At 60.7% G+C, this 26128-nt stretch carries 21 protein-coding genes; 12 read left to right on the top strand and 9 right to left on the bottom strand.

The annotated features are described in order from the left end of the window. Window positions 1-22: 22 nt before the first annotated feature. From fadA to HX817_RS08285, 5 genes are all read left to right on the top strand, one after another. Entirely contained in the window at window positions 23-1198 is a 1176-nt protein-coding gene (gene fadA, locus HX817_RS08305) for an acetyl-CoA C-acyltransferase FadA (RefSeq protein WP_003218978.1), read from the top strand. Between the two features lie 97 nt (window positions 1199-1295). Next, on the top strand, window positions 1296-1532 hold the full coding sequence (locus HX817_RS08300) for a DUF1653 domain-containing protein (RefSeq protein ID WP_008437597.1): 237 nt from the start codon (window positions 1296-1298) through the stop codon (window positions 1530-1532). Between the two features lie 114 nt (window positions 1533-1646). Then, complete coding sequence (gene topA / locus HX817_RS08295) at window positions 1647-4268, top strand: type I DNA topoisomerase (protein ID WP_003218973.1); 2622 nt, start codon at window positions 1647-1649, stop codon at window positions 4266-4268. Window positions 4269-4395: 127 nt separating this feature from the next. After that, window positions 4396-4917: a DUF6586 family protein gene (locus HX817_RS08290; RefSeq protein ID WP_003218971.1), complete on the top strand. Its 522-nt coding sequence runs from the start codon at window positions 4396-4398 to the stop codon at window positions 4915-4917. Between the two features lie 188 nt (window positions 4918-5105). Continuing rightward, window positions 5106-5339 (top strand): hypothetical protein, encoded by a 234-nt coding sequence (locus HX817_RS08285; RefSeq protein ID WP_003218969.1) that lies wholly within the window; start codon window positions 5106-5108, stop codon window positions 5337-5339. Window positions 5340-5451: 112 nt separating this feature from the next. Here the strand turns inward: HX817_RS08285 and sulA are convergent, their stop codons facing one another. Both sulA and lexA read right to left on the bottom strand, forming a co-directional pair. Then, complete coding sequence (gene sulA / locus HX817_RS08280) at window positions 5452-5925, bottom strand: SOS-induced cell division inhibitor SulA (RefSeq protein ID WP_003218967.1); 474 nt, start codon at window positions 5923-5925, stop codon at window positions 5452-5454. Between the two features lie 10 nt (window positions 5926-5935). After that, the gene (gene lexA / locus HX817_RS08275) at window positions 5936-6544 is read right to left on the bottom strand and encodes a transcriptional repressor LexA (RefSeq protein WP_003172575.1); all 609 of its coding nucleotides are present in this window, start codon (window positions 6542-6544) and stop codon (window positions 5936-5938) included. A 262-nt stretch (window positions 6545-6806) separates the two neighbouring features. On the opposite strand from lexA, the gene psrA reads away from it, so the two are divergent. Both psrA and nagZ read left to right on the top strand, forming a co-directional pair. Further along, complete coding sequence (gene psrA, locus HX817_RS08270) at window positions 6807-7514, top strand: transcriptional regulator PsrA (protein WP_087693656.1); 708 nt, start codon at window positions 6807-6809, stop codon at window positions 7512-7514. A 170-nt stretch (window positions 7515-7684) separates the two neighbouring features. After that, on the top strand, window positions 7685-8695 hold the full coding sequence (gene nagZ / locus HX817_RS08265) for a beta-N-acetylhexosaminidase (RefSeq protein ID WP_003218962.1): 1011 nt from the start codon (window positions 7685-7687) through the stop codon (window positions 8693-8695). 112 nt (window positions 8696-8807) lie between these two features. Here the strand turns inward: nagZ and HX817_RS08260 are convergent, their stop codons facing one another. From HX817_RS08260 to mfd, 3 genes are read right to left on the bottom strand one after another with little or no spacing between them, the layout of a single operon-like run. Continuing rightward, window positions 8808-11498: a DEAD/DEAH box helicase gene (locus HX817_RS08260; RefSeq protein WP_177040095.1), complete on the bottom strand. Its 2691-nt coding sequence runs from the start codon at window positions 11496-11498 to the stop codon at window positions 8808-8810. A 9-nt stretch (window positions 11499-11507) separates the two neighbouring features. Then, window positions 11508-12077, bottom strand: coding sequence for a CsiV family protein (locus tag HX817_RS08255; protein WP_003218957.1), 570 nt, complete (start codon window positions 12075-12077; stop codon window positions 11508-11510). Between the two features lie 11 nt (window positions 12078-12088). Then, the gene (mfd, locus tag HX817_RS08250; RefSeq protein WP_087693658.1) at window positions 12089-15538 is read right to left on the bottom strand and encodes a transcription-repair coupling factor; all 3450 of its coding nucleotides are present in this window, start codon (window positions 15536-15538) and stop codon (window positions 12089-12091) included. A 339-nt stretch (window positions 15539-15877) separates the two neighbouring features. On the opposite strand from mfd, the gene HX817_RS08245 reads away from it, so the two are divergent. Next, window positions 15878-17341 (top strand): glyceraldehyde-3-phosphate dehydrogenase, encoded by a 1464-nt coding sequence (locus tag HX817_RS08245; protein WP_177040094.1) that lies wholly within the window; start codon window positions 15878-15880, stop codon window positions 17339-17341. Window positions 17342-17504: 163 nt separating this feature from the next. Here HX817_RS08245 and HX817_RS08240 read toward each other — a convergent pair whose 3' ends face one another. Both HX817_RS08240 and HX817_RS08235 read right to left on the bottom strand, forming a co-directional pair. Further along, entirely contained in the window at window positions 17505-18803 is a 1299-nt protein-coding gene (locus tag HX817_RS08240) for an MFS transporter (RefSeq protein ID WP_177022896.1), read from the bottom strand. 286 nt (window positions 18804-19089) lie between these two features. Next, entirely contained in the window at window positions 19090-19632 is a 543-nt protein-coding gene (locus tag HX817_RS08235; protein WP_177040093.1) for a chalcone isomerase family protein, read from the bottom strand. A gap of 236 nt (window positions 19633-19868) precedes the next feature. On the opposite strand from HX817_RS08235, the gene sthA reads away from it, so the two are divergent. Next, window positions 19869-21263, top strand: coding sequence for a Si-specific NAD(P)(+) transhydrogenase (sthA, locus tag HX817_RS08230; RefSeq protein ID WP_177040092.1), 1395 nt, complete (start codon window positions 19869-19871; stop codon window positions 21261-21263). 42 nt (window positions 21264-21305) lie between these two features. On the opposite strand, the gene HX817_RS08225 is transcribed toward sthA, so the two are convergent. Further along, on the bottom strand, window positions 21306-22028 hold the full coding sequence (locus HX817_RS08225; RefSeq protein WP_003218946.1) for a glycerophosphodiester phosphodiesterase family protein: 723 nt from the start codon (window positions 22026-22028) through the stop codon (window positions 21306-21308). Between the two features lie 66 nt (window positions 22029-22094). Further along, window positions 22095-22679 carry a PilZ domain-containing protein gene (locus tag HX817_RS08220; RefSeq protein WP_003218944.1) on the bottom strand — a complete coding sequence of 195 codons (585 nt, stop codon included), beginning with the start codon at window positions 22677-22679 and terminating at the stop codon, window positions 22095-22097. A gap of 94 nt (window positions 22680-22773) precedes the next feature. Between HX817_RS08220 and HX817_RS08215 the strand changes: the two genes are divergently transcribed. From HX817_RS08215 to HX817_RS08205, 3 genes are read left to right on the top strand one after another with little or no spacing between them, the layout of a single operon-like run. Next, complete coding sequence (locus HX817_RS08215) at window positions 22774-24024, top strand: lipoprotein-releasing ABC transporter permease subunit (protein ID WP_003218943.1); 1251 nt, start codon at window positions 22774-22776, stop codon at window positions 24022-24024. A gap of 7 nt (window positions 24025-24031) precedes the next feature. Then, on the top strand, window positions 24032-24715 hold the full coding sequence (gene lolD / locus HX817_RS08210) for a lipoprotein-releasing ABC transporter ATP-binding protein LolD (RefSeq protein ID WP_003218941.1): 684 nt from the start codon (window positions 24032-24034) through the stop codon (window positions 24713-24715). A 58-nt stretch (window positions 24716-24773) separates the two neighbouring features. Continuing rightward, the gene (locus tag HX817_RS08205; protein ID WP_003218940.1) at window positions 24774-26018 is read left to right on the top strand and encodes a lipoprotein-releasing ABC transporter permease subunit; all 1245 of its coding nucleotides are present in this window, start codon (window positions 24774-24776) and stop codon (window positions 26016-26018) included. Window positions 26019-26128: the final 110 nt, after the last annotated feature.

The following is a 26128-nucleotide window of genomic DNA, read 5'->3' as shown; positions in this document are numbered from 1 at the left end:
GACGACTAGAGCGAGAATATTTATGAGCTTGAATCCAAGAGACGTCGTGATTGTCGACTTCGGTCGTACTCCGATGGGCCGCTCCAAGGGCGGCATGCACCGCAACACCCGTGCCGAAGACATGTCGGCGCACCTGATCAGCAAATTGCTGGAACGTAACGTCAAGGTCGACCCGAACGAAGTCGAAGACGTGATCTGGGGCTGCGTCAACCAGACCCTGGAGCAGGGCTGGAACATCGCCCGCATGGCTTCCCTGATGACGCAGATCCCGCACACCGCTGCCGGCCAGACCGTCAGCCGCCTGTGTGGCTCGTCCATGAGCGCGCTGCACACCGCTGCCCAAGCGATCATGACCGGTAACGGTGATGTGTTCGTGGTCGGCGGCGTGGAGCACATGGGCCACGTCAGCATGATGCACGGTGTGGATCCGAACCCGCACATGTCCCTGTACGCGGCGAAAGCCTCGGGCATGATGGGCCTCACCGCTGAAATGCTTGGCAAAATGCACGGCATTACCCGCGAAGCCCAGGATGCATTCGGCCTGCGTTCCCACCAGTTGGCCCACAAGGCCACCGTGGAAGGCAAGTTCAAGGATGAAATCATCCCGATGAACGGCTACGACGAGAACGGTTTCCTGAAACTGTTCGACTACGACGAAACCATTCGTCCGGACACCACCCTGGAAAGCCTGGCGGCCCTGAAGCCGGCCTTCAATCCAAAGGGCGGCACCGTGACAGCCGGTACTTCGTCGCAGATCACTGACGGTGCTTCGTGCATGATCGTGATGTCGGCCCAGCGTGCCCAGGACCTGGGTATCCAGCCGATGGCCGTGATTCGTTCGATGGCAGTCGCAGGTGTGGACCCGGCAATCATGGGCTATGGTCCAGTACCGGCCACACAAAAAGCATTGAAGCGCGCAGGCCTGACTATCTCCGACATCGACTTCTTCGAGCTCAACGAAGCTTTCGCCGCACAGGCCCTGCCAGTGCTGAAAGATTTGAAAGTGCTCGACAAGATGAACGAGAAGGTTAACCTGCACGGCGGCGCGATTGCCTTGGGTCACCCGTTTGGGTGTTCCGGCGCTCGTATCTCCGGCACGTTGCTGAACGTGATGAAGCAAAATGGCGGCAACCTTGGGGTTGCAACCATGTGCATTGGCCTCGGCCAAGGCATCTCCACCGTCTTCGAACGTATCTAAACGTTTCGTTGACGGAAGCCGGGGCCCAGTGCCCCGGTTTTTGTTTTTTGGAATTTTTTATATTTTTTTTTAACAAATTTTGTAAGGGGGCCAGAGCATGAAAGTCGAACCAGGGCTCTACCAGCATTATAAAGGTCCGCAGTACCGCGTTTTTAATGTGGCGCGGCATTCCGAGACCGAAGAGGAAGTGGTGTTTTACCAAGCACTGTATGGCGATTACGGCTTTTGGGTGCGTCCCTTGAGCATGTTCCTTGAGACCGTCGAAGTTGACGGCGAACAGGTCCCGCGCTTTGCTTTGATGCAGGCCGAACCCAGCCTTTTTTCCGTGCAATAAAGGCAGGCCGCGCAGAATGCTGCGCTTGACCTCACCTTGTTGCCACTATATATAGCGTTGCCGCGTCAGGCGCCAACCGCCTTTCACTTCTCGAATTCAGGAATTTTCCGATCCATGGGCAAATCGCTGGTCATTGTGGAATCCCCGGCTAAGGCCAAGACCATCAACAAGTACTTGGGTAACGAGTACGTGGTGAAGTCGAGTATCGGCCATATCCGAGACCTGCCCACCAGCGGTTCGGCTAGCGCCAGCAAGGAGCCTGCCGCCAAGCGTGGCAAGGCGGCTGCGGGCGAAGGTCCGGTGCTCACGCCTAAAGAGAAAGCGCGCAAGCAGCTGGTCTCGCGCATGGGTGTCGATCCCGATCATGGCTGGAAAGCCAAGTACGAGATCCTCCCGGGCAAGGAAAAGGTCATCGAAGAGCTGCGCCGGCTCGCCAAGGATGCTGACACCATCTATCTCGCAACCGACTTGGACCGCGAAGGGGAGGCTATTGCCTGGCACCTGCGGGAAGCCATCGGGGGTGACGACAGCCGCTACAAGCGCGTGGTGTTCAACGAAATTACCAAGAAGGCGATCCAGGAAGCCTTCTCCAAGCCGGGCGAACTGGACATTGACCGCGTCAATGCCCAGCAGGCCCGTCGCTTCCTCGACCGCGTCGTGGGTTACATGGTCTCGCCGCTGCTGTGGGCGAAAATCGCCCGTGGCCTGTCCGCCGGCCGTGTGCAATCGGTTGCGGTAAAGCTGGTGGTGGAGCGTGAGCGCGAGATTCGTGCGTTCAACCCTGAAGAATATTGGGAAGTGCACGCTGACCTGGGCACTGCCAAGGGCAACAACGTACGCTTTGAAGTGGCCCGCGAGAAAGGCGAGGCCTTCAAGCCGCTCAACGAAGCCCAGGCCATGGCCGCGCTGGAGAAGCTCAAGGCTTCCAGCTACAGCATCGTCAAGCGTGAAGACAAGCCCACCAGCAGCAAGCCGTCGGCACCGTTCATTACCTCCACCCTGCAACAGGCCGCGAGCAACCGCCTGGGCTTCGGGGTGAAGAAGACCATGATGATGGCCCAGCGCCTGTATGAAGCGGGCTACATCACGTATATGCGTACCGACTCCACCAACCTGTCGCAAGACGCGGTGGCGATGGCGCGTACTTATATTGAAAGTGAGTTCGGCAAGAAGTACCTGCCGGAGAAGCCGAACGTCTACAGCAGCAAGGAAGGCGCACAAGAGGCTCACGAAGCGATTCGTCCCTCCGACGCCAATACCGAGCCAAGCAAGCTGAGCGGCATGGAGCGCGACGCTGAGCGCCTCTACGAGCTGATCTGGCGCCAGTTCCTGGCTTGCCAGATGCTGCCGGCGCAATACCTGTCGACGACTGTCAGCGTGGGTGCTGGTGACTTCGAGCTGCGTGCCAAGGGCCGTATCCTCAAGTTCGACGGTTACACCCGCGTGATGCCGCAAATCGCCAAGCCGGGCGACGACGATGTGCTGCCTGACATGGCTCAGGGCGATGTGTTGAAGCTGATCAAGCTCGACCCGTCCCAGCACTTCACCAAGCCGCCGGCGCGTTATTCGGAAGCGAGCCTGGTCAAGGAGATGGAAAAACGCGGTATCGGTCGTCCTTCGACCTATGCGGCGATCATTTCCACCATCCAGGACCGCGGCTACGTGGCCTTGCACAACCGTCGTTTCTACTCGGAAAAGATGGGTGACATCGTCACCGAGCGCCTGTCCGAGAGTTTCTCCAACCTGATGGACTACGGCTTCACCGCCGGCATGGAAGAGAACCTCGATGACGTGGCCCAGGGCGAACGCGACTGGAAAAACGTGCTCGACGAGTTCTACGGCGACTTCAAGAAGAAACTCGAAGTGGCTGAAAGCGCCGAGAACGGCATGCGGGCCAACCAGCCGGTGATGACGGACATTCCGTGCCTCACTTGCGGCCGCCCGATGCAGATTCGTACGGCGTCCACCGGTGTGTTCCTCGGTTGCTCGGGTTACAGCCTGCCGCCGAAAGAGCGCTGCAAGGCCACCGTCAACCTGGTGCCGGGCGATGAAATCGCGGCCGATGACGAGGGTGAATCCGAGTCACTGGTATTGCGTGGCAAGCACCGTTGCCCGATCTGCAGCACGGCAATGGATGCCTACCTGCTGGACGAGAAGCACAAGCTGCACATCTGCGGTAACAACCCGGATTGCAACGGCTACGAGATCGAAGAAGGCACTTACCGCATCAAGGGCTACGAAGGCCCGAGCCTGGAATGCGACAAGTGCGGCAGCGAGATGCAGCTCAAGACCGGCCGTTTCGGCAAGTTCTTCGGTTGCACCAACCCGACGTGCAAGAACACCCGCAAACTGCTGAAAAGCGGTGACGCGGCGCCGCCGAAGATGGACCCGGTGAAGATGCCTGAGCTCAAGTGCGAGAAGGTCAACGACACCTACATCCTGCGTGATGGTGCTTCGGGGCTGTTCCTGGCTGCCAGCCAGTTCCCGAAAAACCGCGAGACCCGTGCACCGCTGGTGATGGAGATCGTGCCCCACAAGGACGAGATCGATCCGAAGTACCACTTCCTCTGCGAAGCGCCGAAGAAGGACCCGGACGGTCGTCCGTCCGTGATCCGCTACAGCCGCAAGACCAAGGAGCAGTACGTGCAGACCGAAGTGGAAGGCAAGCCTACCGGCTGGAAAGCGTTCTACGACGGTGGCAAGTGGAAGGTCGAGGACAAGCGCCAGGGCGCTTGATACGATCAGCTACATGCACAAAGGCCGCCTTGATAGGCGGCCTTTTTTTTGCGCTTGCAGTGGCCTTGGCTGATCCGTGACACTGTTCAGCCAGCATCACGCTTTATTCGTTGTGGAGACTGCCTTCATGGCCAACGAACTCTATACCCGTACCAACCAGAAAATTTACTTCGCGGGTTTGTCCCTGGAAGCCCTTGGCCGTGCCGAGGAAGGAAAGGAGATGAACGCTATCGCGCTGGTACAGGCCGGGCGTGAAGCCGCGCTGTTCCACCTGTATGGCGCCTTGCTTGGCTTGTGCCATGAGATTGCCGGGTTCTACCGCCTGCCGCAGGCCGGCTCGCCGCGTGCGGAAATGATCATCCACCGGGATGTGCTGGAATCCATGGCCATCCCGGAGCTGGCCGAGCTGGTGGAAATGGCGCAAAGCCCGGACAGTTGGCTGGCGCGCTTGCTGGTAGCCCACGCGGAGATGTTCCAGCCGCCACGGGTGAAGCACACGCCCAAAGGCGATGTGACCCAGCCGCTGATCGTGGCCGTAAGCCTGGACGAAGAAGGACCCGAGCCGTTGAGCCGGGAAGAGCTGGAAAGCTGGCGGCAGGAGCTGAAGAAGTTGGCCATTCGGTTTCGGGATGGATTGAACGAGTGCTGAAGGCTTCTCGCTGACAACTACCGCTCTTGTGGCGAGGGAGTTTGCTCCCGCTGGGTTGCGAAGCAGCCCCAAGGCTTTTCAGGCCTGGCAGTGTCAGCTGTCGGAGGGCCGCGGCTCAGCCCAATGCGGGCAAGCCCGCTCGCCACAAGACTGATATAATGCCGGCCTTTCGTGGAGAACAGACTTTTATGCCAACGTCCTTTCTGGAAATTGTTGAGTTGCCCGACGGCCGAATCGAGCTGCGCCGGGCTGAGGACGAGGGTTCTCTGGTGATCTTGGATTTTTCCGAGGACGCAAAAGCGTTCCTGCAGGGCCAGCACGTGGAAGTGGCAAAAGCCATGTTGAGCGTAGGTGTGCAGATGGCGGGGCGCCTGGCTGAAGGCGAACCGGAAAAGGAAGACGGCCCGCGGATTCTTCACTGAGTCCGTCTGTCGACTTTTTTACAGGCTTCAATTGTGCAGATCGGCTTCTCAATTCTGAAGAAGCCTCGCGTCATGGCGGATCCTGACAGCTGTCAGTTACCCGCGTATCGTTTTATCCCAACCGAATGTTCAAGCTTTGCGCATCACCTGTGCGGGCGGCGCTGATCAGTTGCTGCCTGGCCGCTGTGGTCAGCGGGTTCAGCCAGCTGACCACCGTATGGCTACGGCCCAGGCGCAAGGCTTCGCAGGTCAACTGCTGGGCGCTTTGAGCACCACGGGGTTGCAGCAACAGGATGCGTTCGCGGTTCAGGCCGGCATCCCGCAACCAGGCCTGGGTCAGGCTGGACGGCGGGGCGATCAGCGTCAGCCAGCGGGCGTCCTGTTCCTCGCTCAATTCGCGAAGGATCGGCGCCAACAGGCTCAGGCAGTTCCCGGCAGCACCGCGCAACGACAGTTCACTGAACGCCTCGGGTTCGGCGCTCCAGGGCGCTTCGACCACTTCCTTGAGGATGGGCGCAAGGGGCTGGGCCATAAAGGCCTCAAACAGCGACAGTTGAGTGTGTTGTGGGGTCTGTAGGAACTGCATGATGCCTCCGTTAGCGGCGAATAACGCCGACGCTCAAGCCTTCAATCACCAGGTCCTGATCCTTCAGGTTCACTTCAATCGGCGCGAATTCGGGGTTCTCGGCCAGGAGCCAGACCTTGCTGCCTTCGCGCTTGAAGCGTTTGACCGTCACTTCATCGCCGATACGGGCGACGACGATCTGGCCATTGCGAGCTTCACGTGTGGTGTGGACGGCCAGCAGGTCGCCGTCGAAAATGCCCACGTCCTTCATGCTCATGCCATGGACCCGCAACAGGTAGTCGGCACGGGGATGGAAGAAGGTCGGGTTGATGTTGCAGGATTCCTCGACGTGCTGTTGCGCCAGGATCGGCGCACCGGCTGCGACGCGGCCGATGATCGGCAGTGTCGACTCGTCGGCCTTGGCTTCGAAGCCAGGGATACGAATACCGCGTGAAGCACCCGGGGTCATCTCGATCGCGCCTTTGCGGGCGAGGGCCTTGAGGTGTTCTTCAGCGGCGTTGGGTGACTTGAATCCCAGTTCCAGCGCAATTTCCGCCCGGGTCGGCGGGTAGCCGTTGTCATCGAGGCAGCGCTTGATAAAAGCCAGAATCTCAGCTTGGCGTGGCGTCAGTTTTAGCATGTTGATCGCTCTGTCTTTTTATACAGTGACTGGGATTATATACAGTGGACTGCGCTTGGCAATCACCGTTTTCAGTCACTCCGCTGGACGGTCATTTATCACCTGTCCTACACACTGGAGACAGCGCTGCCTACAGACCTTGGCGAATGTGATTAAATGGCCATGAAATAGCTGACCGGCCAGCCGCAAACCGACCTGCAGGCTTGACAAGACATAGCTTGAAACGTATGTTTCAAACAAGTGTTTGTCAGGCGGAGTAGCCATGGCCCAGTCGGAAACCGTTGAACGCATTCTCGATGCTGCCGAGCAGTTGTTCGCGGAAAAAGGATTTGCTGAAACTTCATTGCGGCTGATTACCAGCAAGGCCGGGGTCAACCTGGCGGCAGTGAACTACCATTTCGGCTCCAAGAAGGCGCTGATCCAGGCCGTGTTCTCTCGGTTCCTGGGGCCTTTCTGCATCAGCCTCGATCGTGAGCTGGAGCGTCGCCAGGCCAAGCCTGAAAACAAGCCAAGCCTGGAAGACCTGCTGGAGATCCTCGTCGAACAAGCCCTGGTGGTTCAGCCACGCAGCGGCAACGACCTGTCGATCTTCATGCGCCTGTTGGGCCTGGCGTTCAGCCAGAGCCAGGGCCACCTGCGCCGCTATCTGGAAGACATGTACGGCAAGGTGTTCCGCCGCTATATGTTGCTGGTCAACGAAGCCGCCCCGCGTATCCCGCCAATCGAACTGTTCTGGCGCGTGCACTTCATGCTCGGTGCCGCGGCATTCAGCATGTCCGGGATCAAGGCACTGCGTGCGATTGCCGAGACCGACTTCGGCGTCAACACCTCCATCGAGCAGGTCATGCGCCTGATGGTGCCGTTTCTCGCCGCCGGCATGCGTGCCGAAACCGGCGTCACCGACCAGGCCATGGCCGCCGCCCAATTGCGCCCGCGCAGCAAGTCAGCACCGGTCCCGGCCAAGGTTTAACCCCTCCCGGGTGTGCGCGGCCGCTTGCATCCGCTAAGCTAGCCGCCCATGCCGATTTCAGCTATTTATCCACAGCCCGTTGCGCTCGCTGAGCGTCCGTCTCCAGATTCAATCCTGGCGATGCGATCTCGCGGGGGCTTCGGGCTGCGTGCGTTATTTAAGGAAGCTATATGACCCAAGCCCTGCAAGGCTCTTTGATGGTGGACGTTGCCGGCACCTGGCTGACGGCTGAGGATCGCCACTTGTTGCGTCAGCCCGAGGTGGGCGGCCTGATCATTTTTGCACGCAATATCGAGCATCCTCGGCAGGTGCGTGAATTGAGCGCGGCGATTCGCGCCGTGCGCCCGGACCTGTTGCTGGCGGTCGATCAGGAAGGCGGCCGAGTGCAGCGCTTGCGTCAGGGGTTTGTGCGTCTGCCGGCGATGCGTGCCTTGGCCGACAACCCGAATGCGGAGCAACTGGCCGAGCAGTGCGGTTGGATCATGGCAACCGAAGTGCTGGCGGTTGGCCTGGACCTGAGCTTCGCCCCGGTGCTGGACCTCGATTACCAGCGCAGCGCCGTTGTGGGCACTCGCGCCTTCGAAGGCGACCCCGAGCGCGCCGCCGTGCTCGCGGGCGCCTTCATCCGTGGCATGAACAGCGCCGGTATGGCGGCCACCGGCAAGCACTTCCCCGGCCACGGCTGGGCCGAAGCCGATTCCCACGTCGCCATTCCCAACGACGAGCGCAGCCTGGAACAGATTCGCGCCAATGACCTGGTGCCTTTCGCGCGCCTGAGCAAGCAGTTGGCGGCCGTCATGCCGGCCCACGTGATTTATCCACAGGTCGACGCGCAACCAGCCGGCTTCTCCCGGCGCTGGTTGCAGGACATCCTGCGTGGCGAGTTGCAGTTCGACGGGGTGATCTTCAGTGACGACCTGTCGATGGCCGGCGCCCATGTGGTGGGTGATGCCGCCAGCCGTATCGAAGCGGCGCTGACCGCGGGCTGCGACATGGGCCTGGTGTGCAACGACCGCGCCGCCGCCGAGTTGGCCCTGAGTGCCGCCCAGCGCATGAAGGTCACTCCGTCGGCGCGTATCGCGCGGATGCGTGGTCAGGCTGTGGCGTCGACCGAGTACAAGCAGGATCCGCGTTGGTTGGCGGCGTTGGGTGCGCTGCGAGATGCTCAGTTGATCGACTGACAACTGCGGTGCGCCCTTCGCGAGCAAGCCCGCTCCCACATCCGACCGCATTCCTCCAGGGTATATGCGGTCAAATGTGGGAGCGGGCTTGCTCGCGAAGGCGATCTAACAGTCAGCGCTTTTCCTGCTTATGAGGCAACGGCGCAAACAACGCCTCGATATCCTCATTCCCCAACTTCCAATCCCCCGTCGTCCGCCCATCCAGAACGCCCGCCGCCAGATCAGACTTTTCCTTCTGCAAATGCTGGATTTTCTCTTCCACGGTGCCCCGGGCAATCATCTTGTAGACGAATACCGGCTTTTCCTGGCCGATGCGATACGCACGGTCGGTGGCCTGGTTCTCCGTGGCCGGGTTCCACCACGGGTCGTAGTGAATCACCGTGTCGGCTTCCGTCAGGTTAAGTCCGACGCCGCCTGCCTTCAGGCTGATCAGGAAGATCTGCAGCTTGCCGCTCTGGAAGTCTTTCACCGGCGTGCGCCGATCCCGCGTCTGACCGGTAAGAAGCGCATAAGCCACGCCGCGCTTCTTCAACTCGGCCTCGATCAGGCTCAGCATCGAAGTGAACTGGGAAAACAGCAGAATCCTGCGGCCTTCGGCAAACAGCTCTTCGAGCATCTCCATCAAGCTGTCGAGTTTGCCCGAGCTACTACCCTTTGCCGGCAGGGTTGCATCATTGACCAGGCGTAAATCACAGCACACCTGGCGCAACTTGAGCAGCGCCTCCAGGATGATGATCTGGCTGCGCGCCACACCCTTGCGGGTAATCTCGTCGCGGACTTTCTTGTCCATCGCCAGGCGCATGGTTTCGTACACGTCGCGTTGGGCTTCGTTGAGGTCGACCCAGTGGATGATCTCGGTCTTGGGCGGCAGCTCGGTCGCCACCTGCTCCTTGGTGCGACGCAGCAGGAACGGCTTGATCCGACCATTAAGGTGCTGCAATCGCACATCGCTGCCGCGCTTTTCGATCGGTACGCGGTAATCGCGGTTGAAGCTCTTCACGTCCCCCAGCCAACCCGGCAGCAGGAAGTGGAACAGCGACCACAGCTCGCCCAAGTGGTTTTCCAGCGGTGTACCGCTGAGGCACAGGCGCTGGCGGGCGTTCAGCTCGCGGGCCGCCTGGGCGGCCTTGCTGTTGGGGTTCTTGATGTACTGCGCTTCGTCAAGGATCAGCACGTGCAAGGGCAGGGCGGCCAGTTGCTCGATGTCCTTGGGCAGCAGGGCGTAGGTGGTCAGCAGCAGGTCGTAGTCCTGCAACTGAGGGAAATGTTTCTTGCGCCCCGCGCCGTACAACGCCATGACTTTGAGCTGCGGCGTGAAGTGCGCCGCTTCGTCGAGCCAGTTCGGGATCAGGCTGGTGGGCATCACCACCATGCACGGGCGGTCCAGGCGTCCGGCGATTTTCTCGCTGAGAATATGCGCCAGGGTTTGCAGGGTTTTGCCCAGGCCCATGTCATCCGCGAGAATCCCGCCGACGTCGAGTTGGCGCAGCGACTGCATCCAGCTCAGGCCTTCCAGTTGATAAGGGCGCAACGTTGCGTTCAAGCCTTCCGGCGCTTCGCAGCTGAAATCCTTGATGTCCCGCAGGCGCTGGGCGAAGTTGCGGATCTTTTCGCCGCCTTCCCATTGCAGCGGCAGGTCTTCCAGCGGGTTCAGGCGAATCGCGTCGGCCTTGGCCAGGCGCAGCGCGGTGGTGCCGGGCTCTTGCAGGTAGAACTCGCCCAGGGTTGCCAGCACCGGTTTCAGCCGGCCATAAGGCAGCGCCACTTGCAGCGGGCCGTGGCCGTTGGGCAGGCCGGGAATGTTCACCAGGATCAGTTCGTCATCACGGCGCCGGGCGAGTTTTTCCGGGTTGAGGATCTCGGTGTGAGAGCGCATCAGGTTCAACAGGATCGGCAGCAAACTCAGGCGTTCGCCGTTGACGATGATCCCCAGCTCCAAGTCGAACCAGTCACGCTCCGGCACTTCGTCGACGCTGGCGTACCAGTCGTCGACGGCGCTCAGGTCAAAACCGAAATCCTCATCGATCTGTAGTTCCCAACCCTGGGCGCGCAGGTTCGGCGAGGCATTCAGGGTGAAGTTCAGCCACGCGCTGTCATTGACCATCTCGAACAGCTCGCCGGCGCTTTCCGGCAGGGCCTTGCTCTGGCGGGTGGCGATCTTGAAGCCCAGCAGGCGCAGCTGTTCGCGAAACTGCTGCTCCACCTCGGGGTGGCGCTTGATCCGCAGGCTCTGCTGTTCCTGGCGCACGATAATGTCGGCGTTCTTCTGGCCGCTGACGTAGTTGCCCAAATAGTTGAAGGACAACGCCGCGCGATGCTGGATATAACGCTGCATCTTGCCGTTGCGCGGTTCGAAGGCACTGAACTCGATACTCGCCAGCCACAGGCGCGGCACCGGTTGCACGTCTTCCATCACCACTTGCGGCAACACCACGCGGTTATCCAGCACCGCCTGGAGCTTCTCCAGCAACTCGGCATCCTGGGCCGCCGCCGGGTAGGCCAGGGTTTCCTGGACCTTGAGCAGCACGGCGGCGATGTGTTTGCAGTTGGTGTGCACGGGGCAGGTGCAGCGGCTGTCCACCAGGATCAGCGTGCCCTTGGCGGATTCGCGCAGGGAGATGGTCTGGCGGTAGACATTGCCACCCGAGCCTTCGCAGCTGGCAATGATGGTGCTGTCGCCGGACTCGACGATACGCACGCGGTTTTCCAGGGCGTAGCGTCGGCCACGCTCGAGGCTTTGCTCTTTAAAGCGATTGGCCCACGAAGGGGCCAGGGGTTTGGTCAACGACGACGTCAGGGGCATGGTGCTGGATCAGTCCTGGACATCGGGCGGTGGAGCGCTGGGCGGCTTGGCGGTCAGCGAAGTGATCTTGATCAGCAGGGCGAGGTGGCCGCCGTCCAGGTAGTTGAGCTGGTTGTTCTTGGTGCGCACGTCTTGCTGGCTGAGGTGTTCGCTGGCGATGACGCTGCCGTTGGCGTCGAACTGGTTAACCCAGAAGTCCGCGTCGATATCGGTAAAGCGCCCAAGCTGCAGGTTCAGGGTACCTTCGATGGGGAACTGGCCGAACTGTTCCTGGCCATCGCTGATGGCCAGCTTCACCGGTTGCTCACCGAGATTCTGTTCCCAGGACTTGTGCAGCAATACGGTGTAGTCGCTGCTGGCTTGCAGCTTCTCGACAATATTGCCCAGTCGTGGCGGGCTCATTTTGTCAGTCCCCAGGCGTGGTGCGCCGGCGTCCCAGTTTTCCGGCGCCGCACGGCTGTTGATCACCGGCTCGGCGTTCTGGCGCACCAGGATCATCTCCACCAGGTACGGGCTGTCGGCGAACGCCGAAGGCGCAACGACCACCAACAACAAGCTCAAAATGCGGAACAGGCGCATTGGGGCGTCCTTCAAGCAGATTTCGGGATGAGGCGCTCAAACAGCGCCTCCAGTGTATTAAAGCGTTCTTCGGCGCGTTCCATCGGCACCATGAATTTGAACAGCGTAGCCCCTTCGAACTTGTAGCGATTGGGCTGGCCCTGAATCAGCTTGATCAGCACCAGTGGGTCCACCGGCGTCTGCGCTTCGAATTCGATACGCCCGCCTTGCGGGCCTGCGTCGACCTTCTTGATGCCCAGTTGCTCCGCCTGCAATTTGAGCAGGGTCAGGCGCACCAGGTTCTTGGTCGGCTCCGGCAACAGGCCGAAGCGATCGATCATCTCCACTTGAAGGTCCTTGAGACCTTCTTCGTCGGTGGCCGAGGCGATGCGCTTGTACAGGATCAGTCGCGCGTGCACATCCGGCAGGTAGTCTTCGGGGATCAGCGCCGGCAGGCGCAGGTTGATCTCCGGGCCGCCACCCAGCGGTTGGTCGAGGTTCGGTTGTTCGCCCTTGCGGATGGACTTCACCGCGCGCTCGAGCATTTCCATATACAGGGTGAAGCCGACGGCCTGGATCTGCCCGCTCTGGCCGTCGCCCAGCAGTTCGCCGGCGCCGCGGATTTCCAGGTCGTTGGTGGCCAGCACAAAGCCGGCGCCGAGGTCCTGGGTGTTGGCGATCGCTTCCAGGCGCTTCTCGGCGTCGGAAGTGATCTGCTGGCGCGGCGGTGTCAGCAGATAGGCATACGCCTGGTGGTGACTGCGCCCGACCCGGCCGCGCAACTGATGCAGCTGCGCCAGGCCGAACTTGTCGGCGCGCTCGATGATGATGGTGTTGGCGCTCGGCACGTCGATGCCGGTCTCGATGATGGTCGAGGCGATCAGCACGTTGAAGCGCTTGTGATAGAAGTCGCTCATCACCTGTTCGAGTTCGCGCTCGCGCATCTGCCCGTGGCCGATGGCGATCCGTGCTTCCGGCACCAGTTCGGCGAGGTCGGCGGCGCATTTCTCGATGGTTTTTACATCGTTGTGCAGGTAGTACACCTGGCCGCCGCGCAGCAACTCACGCAGCAGGGCTTCCTTGACCGTGCTTTTGTTCTGCTCCATGACGAAGGTGCGCACCGACAACCGGCGCGCCGGCGGCGTGGCGATGATCGAGAGGTCGCGCATGCCCGACACCGCCATGTTCAGCGTGCGCGGAATCGGCGTGGCGGTGAGCGTCAGGATGTCGACTTCACTGCGCAGGGCCTTGAGCTGTTCTTTCTGGCGAACCCCGAAGCGGTGTTCTTCGTCGATGATCACCAGCCCGAGGTTCTTGATCTTCACGTCATCCGACAGCAGCTTGTGAGTGCCGATGACAATGTCGATCTTGCCTTCCGCCAGGTCGGCGATGGCCGCATTCACTTCCTTGGCCGATTTGAAGCGGCTCATCACCTCCACAGTCACCGGCCAGTCGGCAAAGCGGTCGCGAAAGCTGTTGTAGTGCTGCTGGGCGAGCAGGGTGGTGGGGACGAGGATCGCCACTTGGCGGCCACCGTGCACCGCAATAAACGCTGCGCGCATTGCCACTTCGGTCTTGCCGAAGCCCACGTCGCCGCACACCAGGCGGTCCATCGGCTTGGGCGCCAGCATGTCGGCGCGCACGGCATCGATGGTGGTTTGCTGGTCCGGGGTTTCTTCGAAGGCGAAGCCGGCGCTGAAGGTGGCGTAGTCGGCTTTTGGGTCGGCAAACGCATAACCTTCGCGGGCGGCGCGACGGGCATAGATGTCGAGCAACTCGGCGGCCACATCGCGTACCTGTTCGGCGGCCTTGCGCTTGGCTTTCTGCCAGGTCTCGGAGCCCAGGCGGTGCAACGGCGCGAGGGCGTCGTCGCTGCCGGTGTAGCGGGCGATCAGGTGCAGGTTGGCCACGGGCACATAAAGCTTGGCGCCCTCGGCATATTCCATGGTGAGGAATTCGGCGGCCTGGTTGTCGATCTCCAGGGTCTGCAGGCCCAGGTAACGGCCCACGCCGTGGTCGATATGCACCACCGGCGCGCCTTCGCGCAGTTCGGTGAGATTCTTGATCACCGCATCGTTGTTGGCATCGGCGCGCTTTTCCCGGCGGCGACGCTGCATCACCCGTTGACCGAACAGCGGGCTTTCGGCAATCAGTGCCAGGGCCGGGTCGTCCAGCAGCAGGCCTTCGTCCAGCGGTGCGATGGTGATCGCCAGGCGGTCCTTGCTCGCGACAAAGTCCGGCCAGCTATCGACGGTTTTCGGCCGCAGCTTCAGGCGTTCCAGCAACTCCAGCAGCACCTCGCGGCGCCCGGCGGACTCGGCGGTAAACAGCACGCGGCCGGGGAAGTCACCGAGGAAATTCGACAGCGCTTCCAGCGGCTGGTTAGCCTTGGCTTCAATCGCCAGGTTCGGCAGCGCTTGCGCCGGAAAGCGCTCGCGGCCGGCGCCTGCATCCACGTCCTGCTGGCTGGCGACTACCCGCGGCCAGTTTTTCAGGCGGGCGAAGCAGTCTTCCACCGGCAGGAACAGCTCGGCCGGTGGCAATAAAGGACGGGACGGGTCGACGCGGCGTTCTTCATAACGGTTGCGCACGTCATTCCAGAAATTCTCCGCCGCCTGTTCGATGCCTGGCAGCGAGAACACCTGGGTGTCCTGGGGCAGGTAATCGAAGAGCGTGGAAGTTTCGTCGAAGAACAGCGGCAGGTAGTACTCGATACCGGCGGGGGTAATCCCGCTGCTCAAGTCCTGGAAGATCGGGCAGCGACGGAAATCCACGTCGAAGCGCTCGCGGAAACGTGCCTTGAAGCGCGTGACCGCGTCTTTTTGCAGCGGGAACTCCCGGGCCGGCAGCAGCTTGATCGACTGCACCTTGTCGATGGAGCGCTGGTTTTCCGGATCGAAGGTGCGCAGGGTTTCGATTTCGTCGTCGAACAGGTCGATCCGGTAGGGCAGTTTGCTGCCCATCGGGAACAGGTCGATCAACGCGCCACGCACGGCGAACTCACCGTGCTCGTACACCGTGTCGACGCAGCGATAGCCGCTGGCCTCAAGCCGGGTGCGCATCTGCTCCACATCGAGCTTCTGGCCGATATCCAGCACCAGGCTGCTGCCCAGCAGGAACTTGGTCGGTGCCAAGCGGTGCAGGGCCGTGGTGATCGGCACCACCAGCACGCCGTGGGCCAGTTCCGGCAAGCGGTACAGGCTGGCGATGCGCTGGGAAATGATGTCCTGGTGCGGCGAGAACAGATCGTAGGGCAGGGTTTCCCAGTCCGGGAAATGCAGTACCGGCAAATCGGGGGCGAAGAAACTCAGCTCCTGTTCCAGCCGCTCGGCACTTTGGCTGTCGGCGGTGAGCAGCAGGGTAAAGCGCTTGGCAGCGCTGGCAGCCTCGGCGATGGCCAGGCTCAGGGCGGCACCGGGCAGATTGCCCCAGTGCTGTTTACCTGCCGCGGCAGGGAGAAGCGGTAGACGCAGAACGGGCACGGAAGGTTGAGCTCCAAGCGTTGCGACAAAGTCGGTAATTGTAACGGCCCGGAGTGCCGCCTGTCAGTTGCTGACTGAGCCTATTACGGTTTGTAGGAAATGTAGTGGCTAAGACAAACAAAGGTGCCTTTTGACTCATTATGTAGTGCCGAAATCGGTGTATGTTTCGGAGGGTTACGGACACTTTGTCGCATTGGTCCAACAGGGGGTGCGCTGGAAGCCGCGTATTTACTGGGCTGCAGAGGGGCGATATTTTTTTGCAAGGGGTTTTGTTGCGGGCCGCGCATTGCTCCGAGGGCGGTCGGGCGGCATAATGTAGCCCCTTTTTTCTGCCCCTACATGTGGAAGGTTCCCGTGACTCAGAAGCCCGACCAGTGTCTTGGTGAATGGATCGACCGTGAAGCACTCGCTGAAGCGATGATTCCGCTTATCGGTCAGCTATACCGCAATAACAACGTGGTGAGCTCGATCTATGGCCGCAGCCTGATCAACCAATCAGTCATCGCGATTCTCAAGGCTCATCGCTTTGCTCGCCATCGTTCTGCCGACGACAGCGAACTCTCCGTCCACGAAACATTCCCTCTGCTTAAAGCCATGAGCGAGCTCAAGCTCGGCGCGGCTTCGGTAGACCTGGGCAAGCTGGCCTATAAATTCCGCAAGGAAGGCGCTGGCCGCACCGCCGAGCAGTTCGTACGTGAAGAAATGGCCGACGTGGTTGGCCAGCAAAACGCCGCAGCCCGCAAAGGCACCGACGTTGTGCTGTACGGTTTCGGTCGTATCGGCCGCCTGCTGGCGCGCATCCTGATCGAAAAAACCGGTGGCGGCGACGGCCTGCGCCTGCGTGCCATCGTGGTGCGTAAAGGTGCTGAAAACGACCTGACCAAGCGCGCGAGCCTGCTGCGTCGTGACTCGGTCCACGGTCCGTTCAACGGCACCATCGTCATCGACGAAGAAAACAACACCATCACCGCCAACGGTAACCTGATCCAGGTGATCTACGCGAAGAACCCGTCTGAGGTGGATTACACCCAGTACGGCATCAAGGACGCACTGCTGGTGGACAACACCGGTGTGTGGCGTGATGCCGAGGGCCTGGGCCAGCACCTGGCGTGCCCGGGTATCGACCGCGTTGTCCTGACTGCGCCTGGCAAGGGCAAGCTGAAGAACATCGTGCACGGCATCAACCACGGTGAAATCACCGCTGACGACAAGATCGTGTCCGCCGCTTCCTGCACCACCAACGCCATCGTGCCGGTGCTGAAGGCTGTGAATGACAAGTTCGGCATCATTAACGGTCACGTTGAAACGGTTCACTCGTACACCAACGACCAGAACCTGATCGACAACTTCCACAAGGGCGATCGCCGTGGCCGTAGCGCCGCGCTGAACATGGTGATCACCGAGACCGGTGCTGCCACCGCTGCTGCCAAGGCCCTGCCTGAGCTGGCCGGCAAGCTGACCGGTAACGCGATCCGTGTTCCGACGCCGAACGTGTCGATGGCCATTCTCAACCTGAACCTTGAGAAAGCCGCCACCCGTGAAGAGATGAACGAGTACCTGCGCTACATGGCGTTGCACTCCGATCTGCACAAGCAAATCGACTTCGTCAACTCGCAGGAAGTGGTTTCCACCGACTTCGTGGGCTCGCGCCACGCCGGTGTGGTGGACGCTGAAGCGACCATCACTCAAGACAACCGCGTTGTTCTGTACGTTTGGTACGACAACGAATTCGGTTACAGCTGCCAGGTGGTTCGCGTGATGGAAGACATGGCCGGGGTTAACCCGCCAGCATTCCCGCGCTAAGCATCAGCGGTAAATGAAAAAGCCCCGACTGGTTCGGGGCTTTTTTATGTCTGTTGTTTTTGTGTTGCTTGTACCGGCCTCATCGCAGGCAAGCCAGCTCCCACATGTTGATTTGTGAATACATTTCAAATGTGGGAGCGGGCTTGCTCGCGAAAGCGGCCTATCAAGCGCCGCCGACTATCGAAGCCTGCGCGGTACGCAGTTCATGCCGGTTGCCCTTGAACAGAATCAATGTGGCGATCAAGCCCAGCACCGCCGCGCCGCTGAGCCAGATGCCCGGTGCGGCCTTGTTGTCCAGCACGTGGATCAGGTAGGTACACGCCGCCGGAGTAAAGCCACCAAAGGTTGCCGTCGCCAGGCTGTAGGCCAGGGAGAAACCGGTGGTGCGCACTTCTACCGGCATGATTTCGGTCAGCGCTACAACCATCGCGCCGTTGTACGAGCCATACAGGAACGACAGCCAGAGCAGCACGATCAGCAGATGGCTGAAGCTCGGATTGGCCACCAGCCAGGACAGCGCTGGATAAGCGGTGAGGATCGCCAGAATAGTCGCCCCCAGCAGCAGGGGTTTACGCCCGATCTTGTCGGACACCGCCCCCATCACCGGCAGCCAGATGAAGTTCGAGATGCCGACGCACACGGTGACCAGCAGCGCGTCGAAGTCCGAAAGGTGCAGTTCGGCCTTACCGAAGGTCGGGGTGTAGGCGGTGATCAGGTAGAACGACACGGTGGTCATCACCACCAGCGCCATGCCGGCGATGACGATGCCGAAGTTCTGGCCGATCGAGCGGACGATTTCCTGCAGGGTAGGGCGGTGTTTACGCGCCTGGAATTCCGGGGTTTCTTCCAGGGAGCGACGAATCACGAAGATCACCGGCACGATCAGGCAGCCGATCAGGAACGGCACGCGCCAGCCCCAGTCACCCATTTCTTCCGGGCTGAGCCAGTGGTTCAGGCCTACACCCAGCAGGCCGGCGAATACCACGGCGGCTTGCTGGCTAGCGGACTGCCAACTGACGAAGAAGCCTTTGCGGCCTGGAGTGGCGATTTCCGCCAGGTACACCGACACGCCGCCCAGTTCGACACCGGCGGAGAAGCCTTGCAGCAGGCGGCCGAACAGCACCAGCAACGGCGCCGCGACGCCCAGGGTGGCATACCCGGGAACGCAGGCAATCAGGATGGTACCGGCGGCCATCATCGCCAGGGTGATCACCAGGCCTTTTTTACGGCCGTGACGGTCGATGTAGGCACCGAGGAAAATCGCGCCCAGAGGACGCATCAGGAACCCGGCACCAAAGGTCGCCAGGGACAGCATCAGGGACGCGAACGCGCTGTCGGTGGGGAAAAATGTCTTGGCAATGGCCGTGGCGTAGAAGCCGTAGACCATGAAGTCGAACATCTCAAGGAAGTTACCGCTGACAACGCGAAAGATCGCCTTGCCCTTGCCCGTTGTAGTGGACATGTCATGCACTCATTTTGGCTATCTTATTAGTAATCCCTGGTCGCAACCGTCCTTGCTGTTGAAGCTCTGGCACGAGGCTGGCGCTGAACAGTTTTGTAACGATATGTGTATAAGCCACCACAGGCAACAAAAAACCGATAGCAAGCTGGCAAATTGCCGCAGGCCTCCGGGTGATGAAAATCCAATGTGGGAGCGGGCTTGTTCGCGAATGCGGTGTGTCAGTCAGCTTATGAGCCAATGACACACCGCATTCGCGAGCAAGCCCGCTCCCACAGGGTTTTTGCGATCAGTTGAGGAGGGTGTTACGCAGGCTGTCGGACAAGCCTTTTGGTGCCAGCCAGATTCCCAGGTAAGCCTTGGCCAGCTCGTCATTGCGACTGCTGAACACCACCGTGCCGTTGATTTCCAGGTTCAGGCCGCGCTGAGGCTGGAAGTCCAGCGCATAACGGTCGCCGCTGCGGATGTTGCGGAAGCTTTTGTGCAATTGATCCAGTTCAGGCTTCAGGCGGGCGAGGGTGGCGGGTGTTTGCTGACGTTCGAGGGTGGCAGTGGCGGCCTTGATCACATCGTTGCGGTCGATATCGCGAAAGTAATACAGCTCCAGGCGCAGGTCTTTTTGCTGATCCAGGGCTTGTTTGGCGCTCAGGTCAGCCGGGGCGAACAATGCCGCCGCATAGACGTCTGCCCACAGGTAGGTCAGGACGGCCTGGTTTTTCAGCACCAGTTGATGAGATTGCGCCGTAAAATCAGCTTGTTTGAGGCGATCAGCCTCATTCGCCAGAACCGGGACCGAAAACATCAGCAATAAACAAATGACGACATGCTTCATAATGGCCAGTCCTGAAAAGGTGCTTGCCTACAGGTTAATTCAATAACGAGCGCCGTGTAGTAAAGGCAAAACTGGCCTACGACGCGACCAAGGGTTAATGTGCGCGACGTTGAGCGTTCTATAGACTGTGCCCCGGCTCACACACTTGAGCCACATTGATCCTTCATGACCGCTGGCCGCGGCATGATTTAGCCAGGCGTCCAACCGTGCGCCCTGGCCTGTTCTGAGGAGTACGCATGGCTGTCTACAACTACGACGTGGTGGTACTGGGTTCCGGCCCAGCTGGAGAAGGTGCGGCGATGAACGCCGCCAAAGCAGGGCGCAAGGTGGCGATGGTCGATAGCCGTCGCCAGGTCGGCGGTAACTGCACCCACCTGGGTACCATCCCGTCCAAGGCCTTGCGTCACTCGGTGCGCCAGATCATGCAGTTCAACACCAACCCGATGTTCCGGGCCATTGGTGAGCCGCGCTGGTTTTCGTTCCCGGACGTGCTCAAGAGCGCTGAAAAAGTCATTTCCAAACAGGTTGCCTCGCGTACCGGCTTCTATGCCCGTAACCGCGTCGACCTGTTCTTCGGCACCGGCAGCTTCGCCGACGAGCAAACCGTCGAAGTGGTCTGCGCCAACGGCGTGGTCGAGAAGCTGGTAGCCAAGCACATCATCATCGCCACCGGCTCGCGTCCGTATCGCCCGGCGGATATCGATTTCCACCACCCGCGTATCTACGATAGCGACACCATCCTCAGCCTGGGCCACACCCCGCGCAAACTGATCATCTACGGCGCCGGCGTGATCGGCTGTGAATACGCCTCGATCTTCAGCGGCCTGGGTGTATTGGTCGAGCTGGTGGATAACCGCGACCAGTTGCTGAGCTTCCTCGACTCGGAAATTTCCCAGGCGTTGAGTTACCACTTCAGCAACAACAACATCACCGTGCGCCACAACGAAGAGTACGAGCGGGTCGAAGGCCTGGACAACGGTGTGATCCTGCACCTGAAATCCGGCAAGAAGATCAAGGCCGACGCCTTGCTGTGGTGCAACGGCCGAACCGGCAACACCGACAAGCTGGGCATGGAAAACATTGGGGTCAAGGTCAACAGCCGTGGCCAGATCGAAGTCGACGAGAACTACCGTACCTGCGTGCCGAACATCTACGGTGCCGGTGACGTGATCGGCTGGCCGAGCCTGGCCAGTGCCGCCCATGACCAGGGCCGCTCGGCCGCTGGCAGCATTGTCGACAACGGCAGCTGGCGCTACGTCAACGACGTGCCGACCGGGATCTACACGATTCCCGAGATCAGCTCGATCGGCAAGAACGAGCACGAACTGACCAAGGCCAAGGTGCCTTATGAAGTCGGCAAGGCGTTCTTCAAGAGCATGGCGCGTGCGCAGATCGCCGGTGAGCCCCAGGGCATGCTGAAGATCCTGTTCCACCGCGAGACTCTGGAAGTGCTCGGCGTGCATTGCTTCGGCTATCAGGCGTCGGAGATCGTGCACATCGGCCAGGCGATCATGAGCCAGCCGGGTGAGCTGAATACCCTCAAGTATTTCGTCAACACCACGTTCAACTACCCGACCATGGCTGAAGCCTATCGGGTAGCGGCCTACGACGGCCTCAACCGGCTTTTTTGAGCGGCTCCGGCCGGTGGCCTGAGCCGGCCGGGGAGACCGATTTCAGTAATTCCCGAGGGTGGCAGTGGCCAAACCGGGAAAGTCTGTAATCAGGCTATCTACGCCGAAGTCGGCGAGCCTGCGCATCAGCGCGGGTTCGTTGACGGTCCACACGGACACGTGCAAACCCTGGCGCTGGGCTTTTTCCAGGCGCTCAGGGGTGCACAACGTCCAGTTCAACGCCAGAATCTCACAGCCATAGTTGGCCGCGACCTTCAACGGGTCGAGCCAGGCGTATTCGGCTACCAGCCCGCGGGACAGGTCCGGGGTGAGGTCCAGCGCCGCTTTCAACACTTCCCGCGAGCTTGAGGTCACGGTGACCTTGTCCATCAGCCCGAAACGCTGAGCCATTTCACGGATCGCCAGCACGGTGGTTGCCGCGCGGGTGCGCGATGCGCTTTTGACTTCCAGTTGCCAGTGGTCGAAGTCGCACTGTTCGAACAGCTCTTCCAGGCGCGGGATCGGGCAAGGGTTGACCCAGCCCGGGCCACCTTTGCGCGCGTCCATCTTGACCAGGTCGGCGGCTGAGTACTCGACGACCTTGCCGCGCCGGTCGGTGGTGCGCTTGAGCGTCGGGTCGTGGATGACCATCAGCTCGCCGTCCATGGACAGGTGCAAATCCAGTTCGCAGCGGCGCACGCCGTGCTTGAGGCATTCCTGGAAGCTGGTCAGGGTGTTTTCCGGTGCTTCGCCTTTGGCACCGCGGTGGCCATAAATCAGGGTCACAGTTGCTCCTTTACGCCAGGGTTCCTGGCTGGATGGATGACGCGACGCGCCATTCAATGATCGTATTCAGGTGTCGGATTCGTCGCTTTTTTCCCGCGCCAGGCGCCGTTCCTGGGCCTGTTTCTGCAGGATGTAGCGCGCCAGCAACTGGCGTTGGGCATCGGTCATGGCTTCGAATTCCGTGCCGATTTCAAAGCCACCGGTCTTGGCATCGCAATGGGTCACCTTGGCTCGCAGCAACAGCCCGAGGGCTTGCGGCATCAGCACCAGCTTGACCGCCAGGTGGCTGTCGGGCTGGATCGCCGTGGGGTTCAGGAACTCGATGCCGCCTTCGGAGATGACCACGGGCTGCGGCGTACCGATCTCGCCCAGCAGGCTTTGCGCCATGATCTGGCTGAGCAAATCCATGCGTTTGTTCTGCACTTTGAGGAAGGCGGCCAGGGTGCGGTCCCGCTCGCCGATCTGGCGCAGCAAGTGCTGGGATTCAAATTCACTCAGGTGCAACTCGCTGAGCAGATTGAACAGCGGCGAATCATCCAGCAACACTTCCTTGCTCAGCGCTTCCGGGCCCGACAGTGGGGTAATTTCCAGTGCGATCATGTCCTCGATACGGTAGTATTCGCGGCGATCTTCTTCATCTAATGTCGACATGGCGAACCCAAGGCAGCGGTGATGGTCTGAGTGTAAAGCTGCTTACCTGACCCCGCCACAAGGACGTCTTCTTTTCCTCCGAACAAGCCCCGACATGTTCAGACCTCTCTTCGTATTTATTGGCACGCGTTATACCCGTGCAAAACGTCGCAATCATTTTGTGTCGTTCATTTCCCTGACCTCGATGATCGGGCTCGCCCTTGGCGTTGTCGTGATGATTGTGGTGCTGTCGGTGATGAACGGCTTCGATCATGAGATGCGTACCCGCGTGCTGGGCATGGTGCCCCACGCGACCATCGAGTCGGGTGAGCCCATCAGCGACTGGCAAAGCCTGGCCGCGAAGGTCAAGCAGAACCCCAAAGTGCTGGCGGTTGCGCCCTTCACCCAGATGCAGGGCCTGTTGACCAACGACGGCAAGGTGCAGAAAGTCCTGCTCAATGCCATCGACCCGGCGCAGGAACGCAATGTCTCGATCATCGATAACTTCATGCAACAGGGCAAACTGGACGACTTGTCGCCCGGCAGCTTTGGCATCGCTATCGGCGACAAGGCGGCGGCCAAGCTCGGCGTGGGCATCGGCGACAAGCTGACCTTCGTCGCGCCGGAAGTCACCGTGACTCCGGCGGGCATGTTCCCGCGCATGAAGCGCTTTACCGTGGTCGGCATCTTCCATGTCGGCGCCGGTGAGATCGACGGCTACCTGGGCCTGACCAACCTGACCGACCTGGCCCGCCTGCATCGCTGGAAGCCGGACCAGGTCCAGGGCTTGCGCCTGAAATTCAACGACCTGTTCGACGCGCCGCGTACCTCGTGGGAAATCGCCCAGCACCTGGGTGAAAACCAGTACTACGCCCGCGACTGGACCCGTACCCACGGCAACCTGTACCAGGCCATCCGCATGGAAAAAGCCATGATCGGCTTGCTGTTGCTGCTGATCGTCGCCGTCGCCGCCTTCAACATCATCTCCACGCTGGTGATGGTGGTGAACGACAAGAAGGGCGACATCGCGATCCTGCGCACCCTTGGCGCCACGCCGGGGCAGATCATGGCGATCTTCATGGTCCAGGGCACGGTGATCGGCGTCGTCGGCACCTTGATCGGCACCGTGGTGGGAATTCTCGCCGCGCTGAACGTCAGCGCTGCTATCGCCGGGCTGGAAGTGTTGATCGGCCACAAATTCTTGAACTCCGATGTCTACTTCATCGACTACTTGCCGTCCCAGGTGCAGAGCCAGGACGTATTGATGGTCGGCGGCGCCGCGTTGGTCCTGAGTTTCCTTGCCACCCTGTATCCAGCCTGGCGCGCGGCACGTACCCAGCCGGCGCAGGCTTTACGTTATGAGTGAATCGGGCATGAGTGAAAAAGCAATCCTGAGCTGCCGCAACCTGGGCAAATCCTACGAGGAAGGCCCGGAGTCCGTGGTGGTGCTGTCCAACCTGCAGCTGGAACTGCACCCGGGCGAACGCGTGGCGATCGTCGGCAGTTCCGGTTCCGGTAAAAGTACCTTGCTCAACCTGTTGGGCGGCCTTGATACGCCGTCCCAGGGCAGCGTCTGGCTGGCCGGCGAAGAGTTGTCGGCCCTGGGCGAGAAGGCCCGTGGCCAGTTGCGCAACCGTTCGCTGGGTTTTGTGTACCAGTTCCACCACTTGCTGCCCGAGTTCACCGCCCTGGAAAACGTCTGCATGCCGCTGTTGATCGGCAAGACCGCGATCCCGGAAGCACGCCAGCGTGCCCAGGCGTTGCTGGAGCGCGTCGGCCTGGGCCATCGCCTGGAGCACAAGCCGGCTGAGTTGTCCGGCGGCGAGCGCCAGCGTGTGGCGATTGCCCGTGCCCTGGTCAACAACCCGGGCCTGGTGATGCTCGACGAGCCGACCGGCAACCTCGACTCCCACACCGCCCAGGGCATCAAGGACTTGATGCTGGAGTTGAGCACCCAGATGCGCACCGCGTTCCTGGTGGTGACCCATGACATGAGCATGGCCCGCCAGATGGACCGTGTGTTGCACCTGCAGGAAGGTCATCTGGTCGCCATCTGACCTGTTTCAAGCCCGGCGCCCGGCGCCGGGTTTTCTATTTTTTCAACGGTGCCCGCGAATGTTCAGACCGTTATCGATTTTCATCGGCACGCGCTATACCCGCGCCAAGCGCCGCAACCGTTTTGTTTCGTTTATCTCGATGACCTCGATGATCGGCCTCGCCCTCGGCGTGCTGGCGATGATCGTGGTGTTGTCGGTAATGAACGGTTTCCAGCGGGAAATGAGCTCACGCATCCTCGGCATGGTGCCCCACGCGACCATCGTTGGCGTGAAGCCCATCAGCGACTGGCAGCCGGTGGCAGATGCCGCGATGAAGAATCCGGAAGTCACCGCTGCCGTACCGTTCACACAGATGGACGGCATGCTCTCCTACAAGGGCGCGATGCAGCCGATCGAGATCAGTGGCGTTGATCCGGCCCAGGAAGGCAAGGTGTCGATCGTGGCCCAGCACATTGTCCAGGGCCATCTGGAAGACCTGAAGCCAGGTGAGTTCGGTGTGGTGATCGGCGAAATCACCGCCCGGCGTTTTCGCCTGAATGTCGGTGACAAGCTGACCCTGATCGTGCCGGAAATCAGCAGTGCGCCCGGTGGCATCACCCCGCGTATGCAGCGTTTGAACGTGGTGGGTGTGTTCAAGGTGGGCGCGGAGCTGGATGGCTCCATGGCCCTGATCCACATGGCCGACGCCGCCGAGATACAGCATTGGGAGCCGAACCAGGTGCAAAGCGTGCGCCTGGCGGTGAAAGACTTGTATGCCGCACCCAAGGTATCCGCGGATATCGCCGCCAGCCTCGGTGCCGACTACAAGGCCGACGACTGGACCCACACCCAGGGCAGCCTGTTCAGCGCGATGAAGATGGAAAAAACCATGATCGGCCTGCTGTTGCTGATGATCGTCGCGGTGGCCGCGTTCAACATCATCGCGACCTTGATCATGGTGGTGAACGACAAGGGCGCCGACATTGCGATCCTGCGCACCATCGGCGCCACGCCACGGCAGATCATGGCGATCTTCATGGTGCAGGGGACGGTGATCGGGATCGTCGGTACCTTGATCGGTGGCATCCTCGGCGTGATTGCGGCGCTGAACGTCAGTGAACTGGTGGGGTGGCTGGAACGGGTGACCGGGCAGCATATCTTCAGTTCGGACGTGTATTTCGTCAGCAACCTGCCTTCGCAATTGCAGGGTGGGGATGTGTTGTTGATTTGCTCGGCGGGGTTTGTGTTGAGCTTTTTGGCGACCATCTATCCGGCGTATCGCGCGGCGAAGATTGAGCCGGCGCATGCCCTCAGGTATTCGTAATTCTTAAGACCGCCTTCGCGAGCAAGCCCGCTCCCACATTTTGACCGCGTTCTTCCTGAATGCACTCGGTCAAAATGTGGGAGCGGGCTTGCTCGCGAAAGGGCCGGTAG

The sequence above is a fragment of the Pseudomonas sp. C6002 genome (assembly GCF_013385805.1).
Lineage (GTDB): Bacteria > Pseudomonadota > Gammaproteobacteria > Pseudomonadales > Pseudomonadaceae > Aquipseudomonas.
Note: the sequence above shows the minus strand (reverse complement) of the source record. Positions and strands in the feature narration are given on the sequence as shown.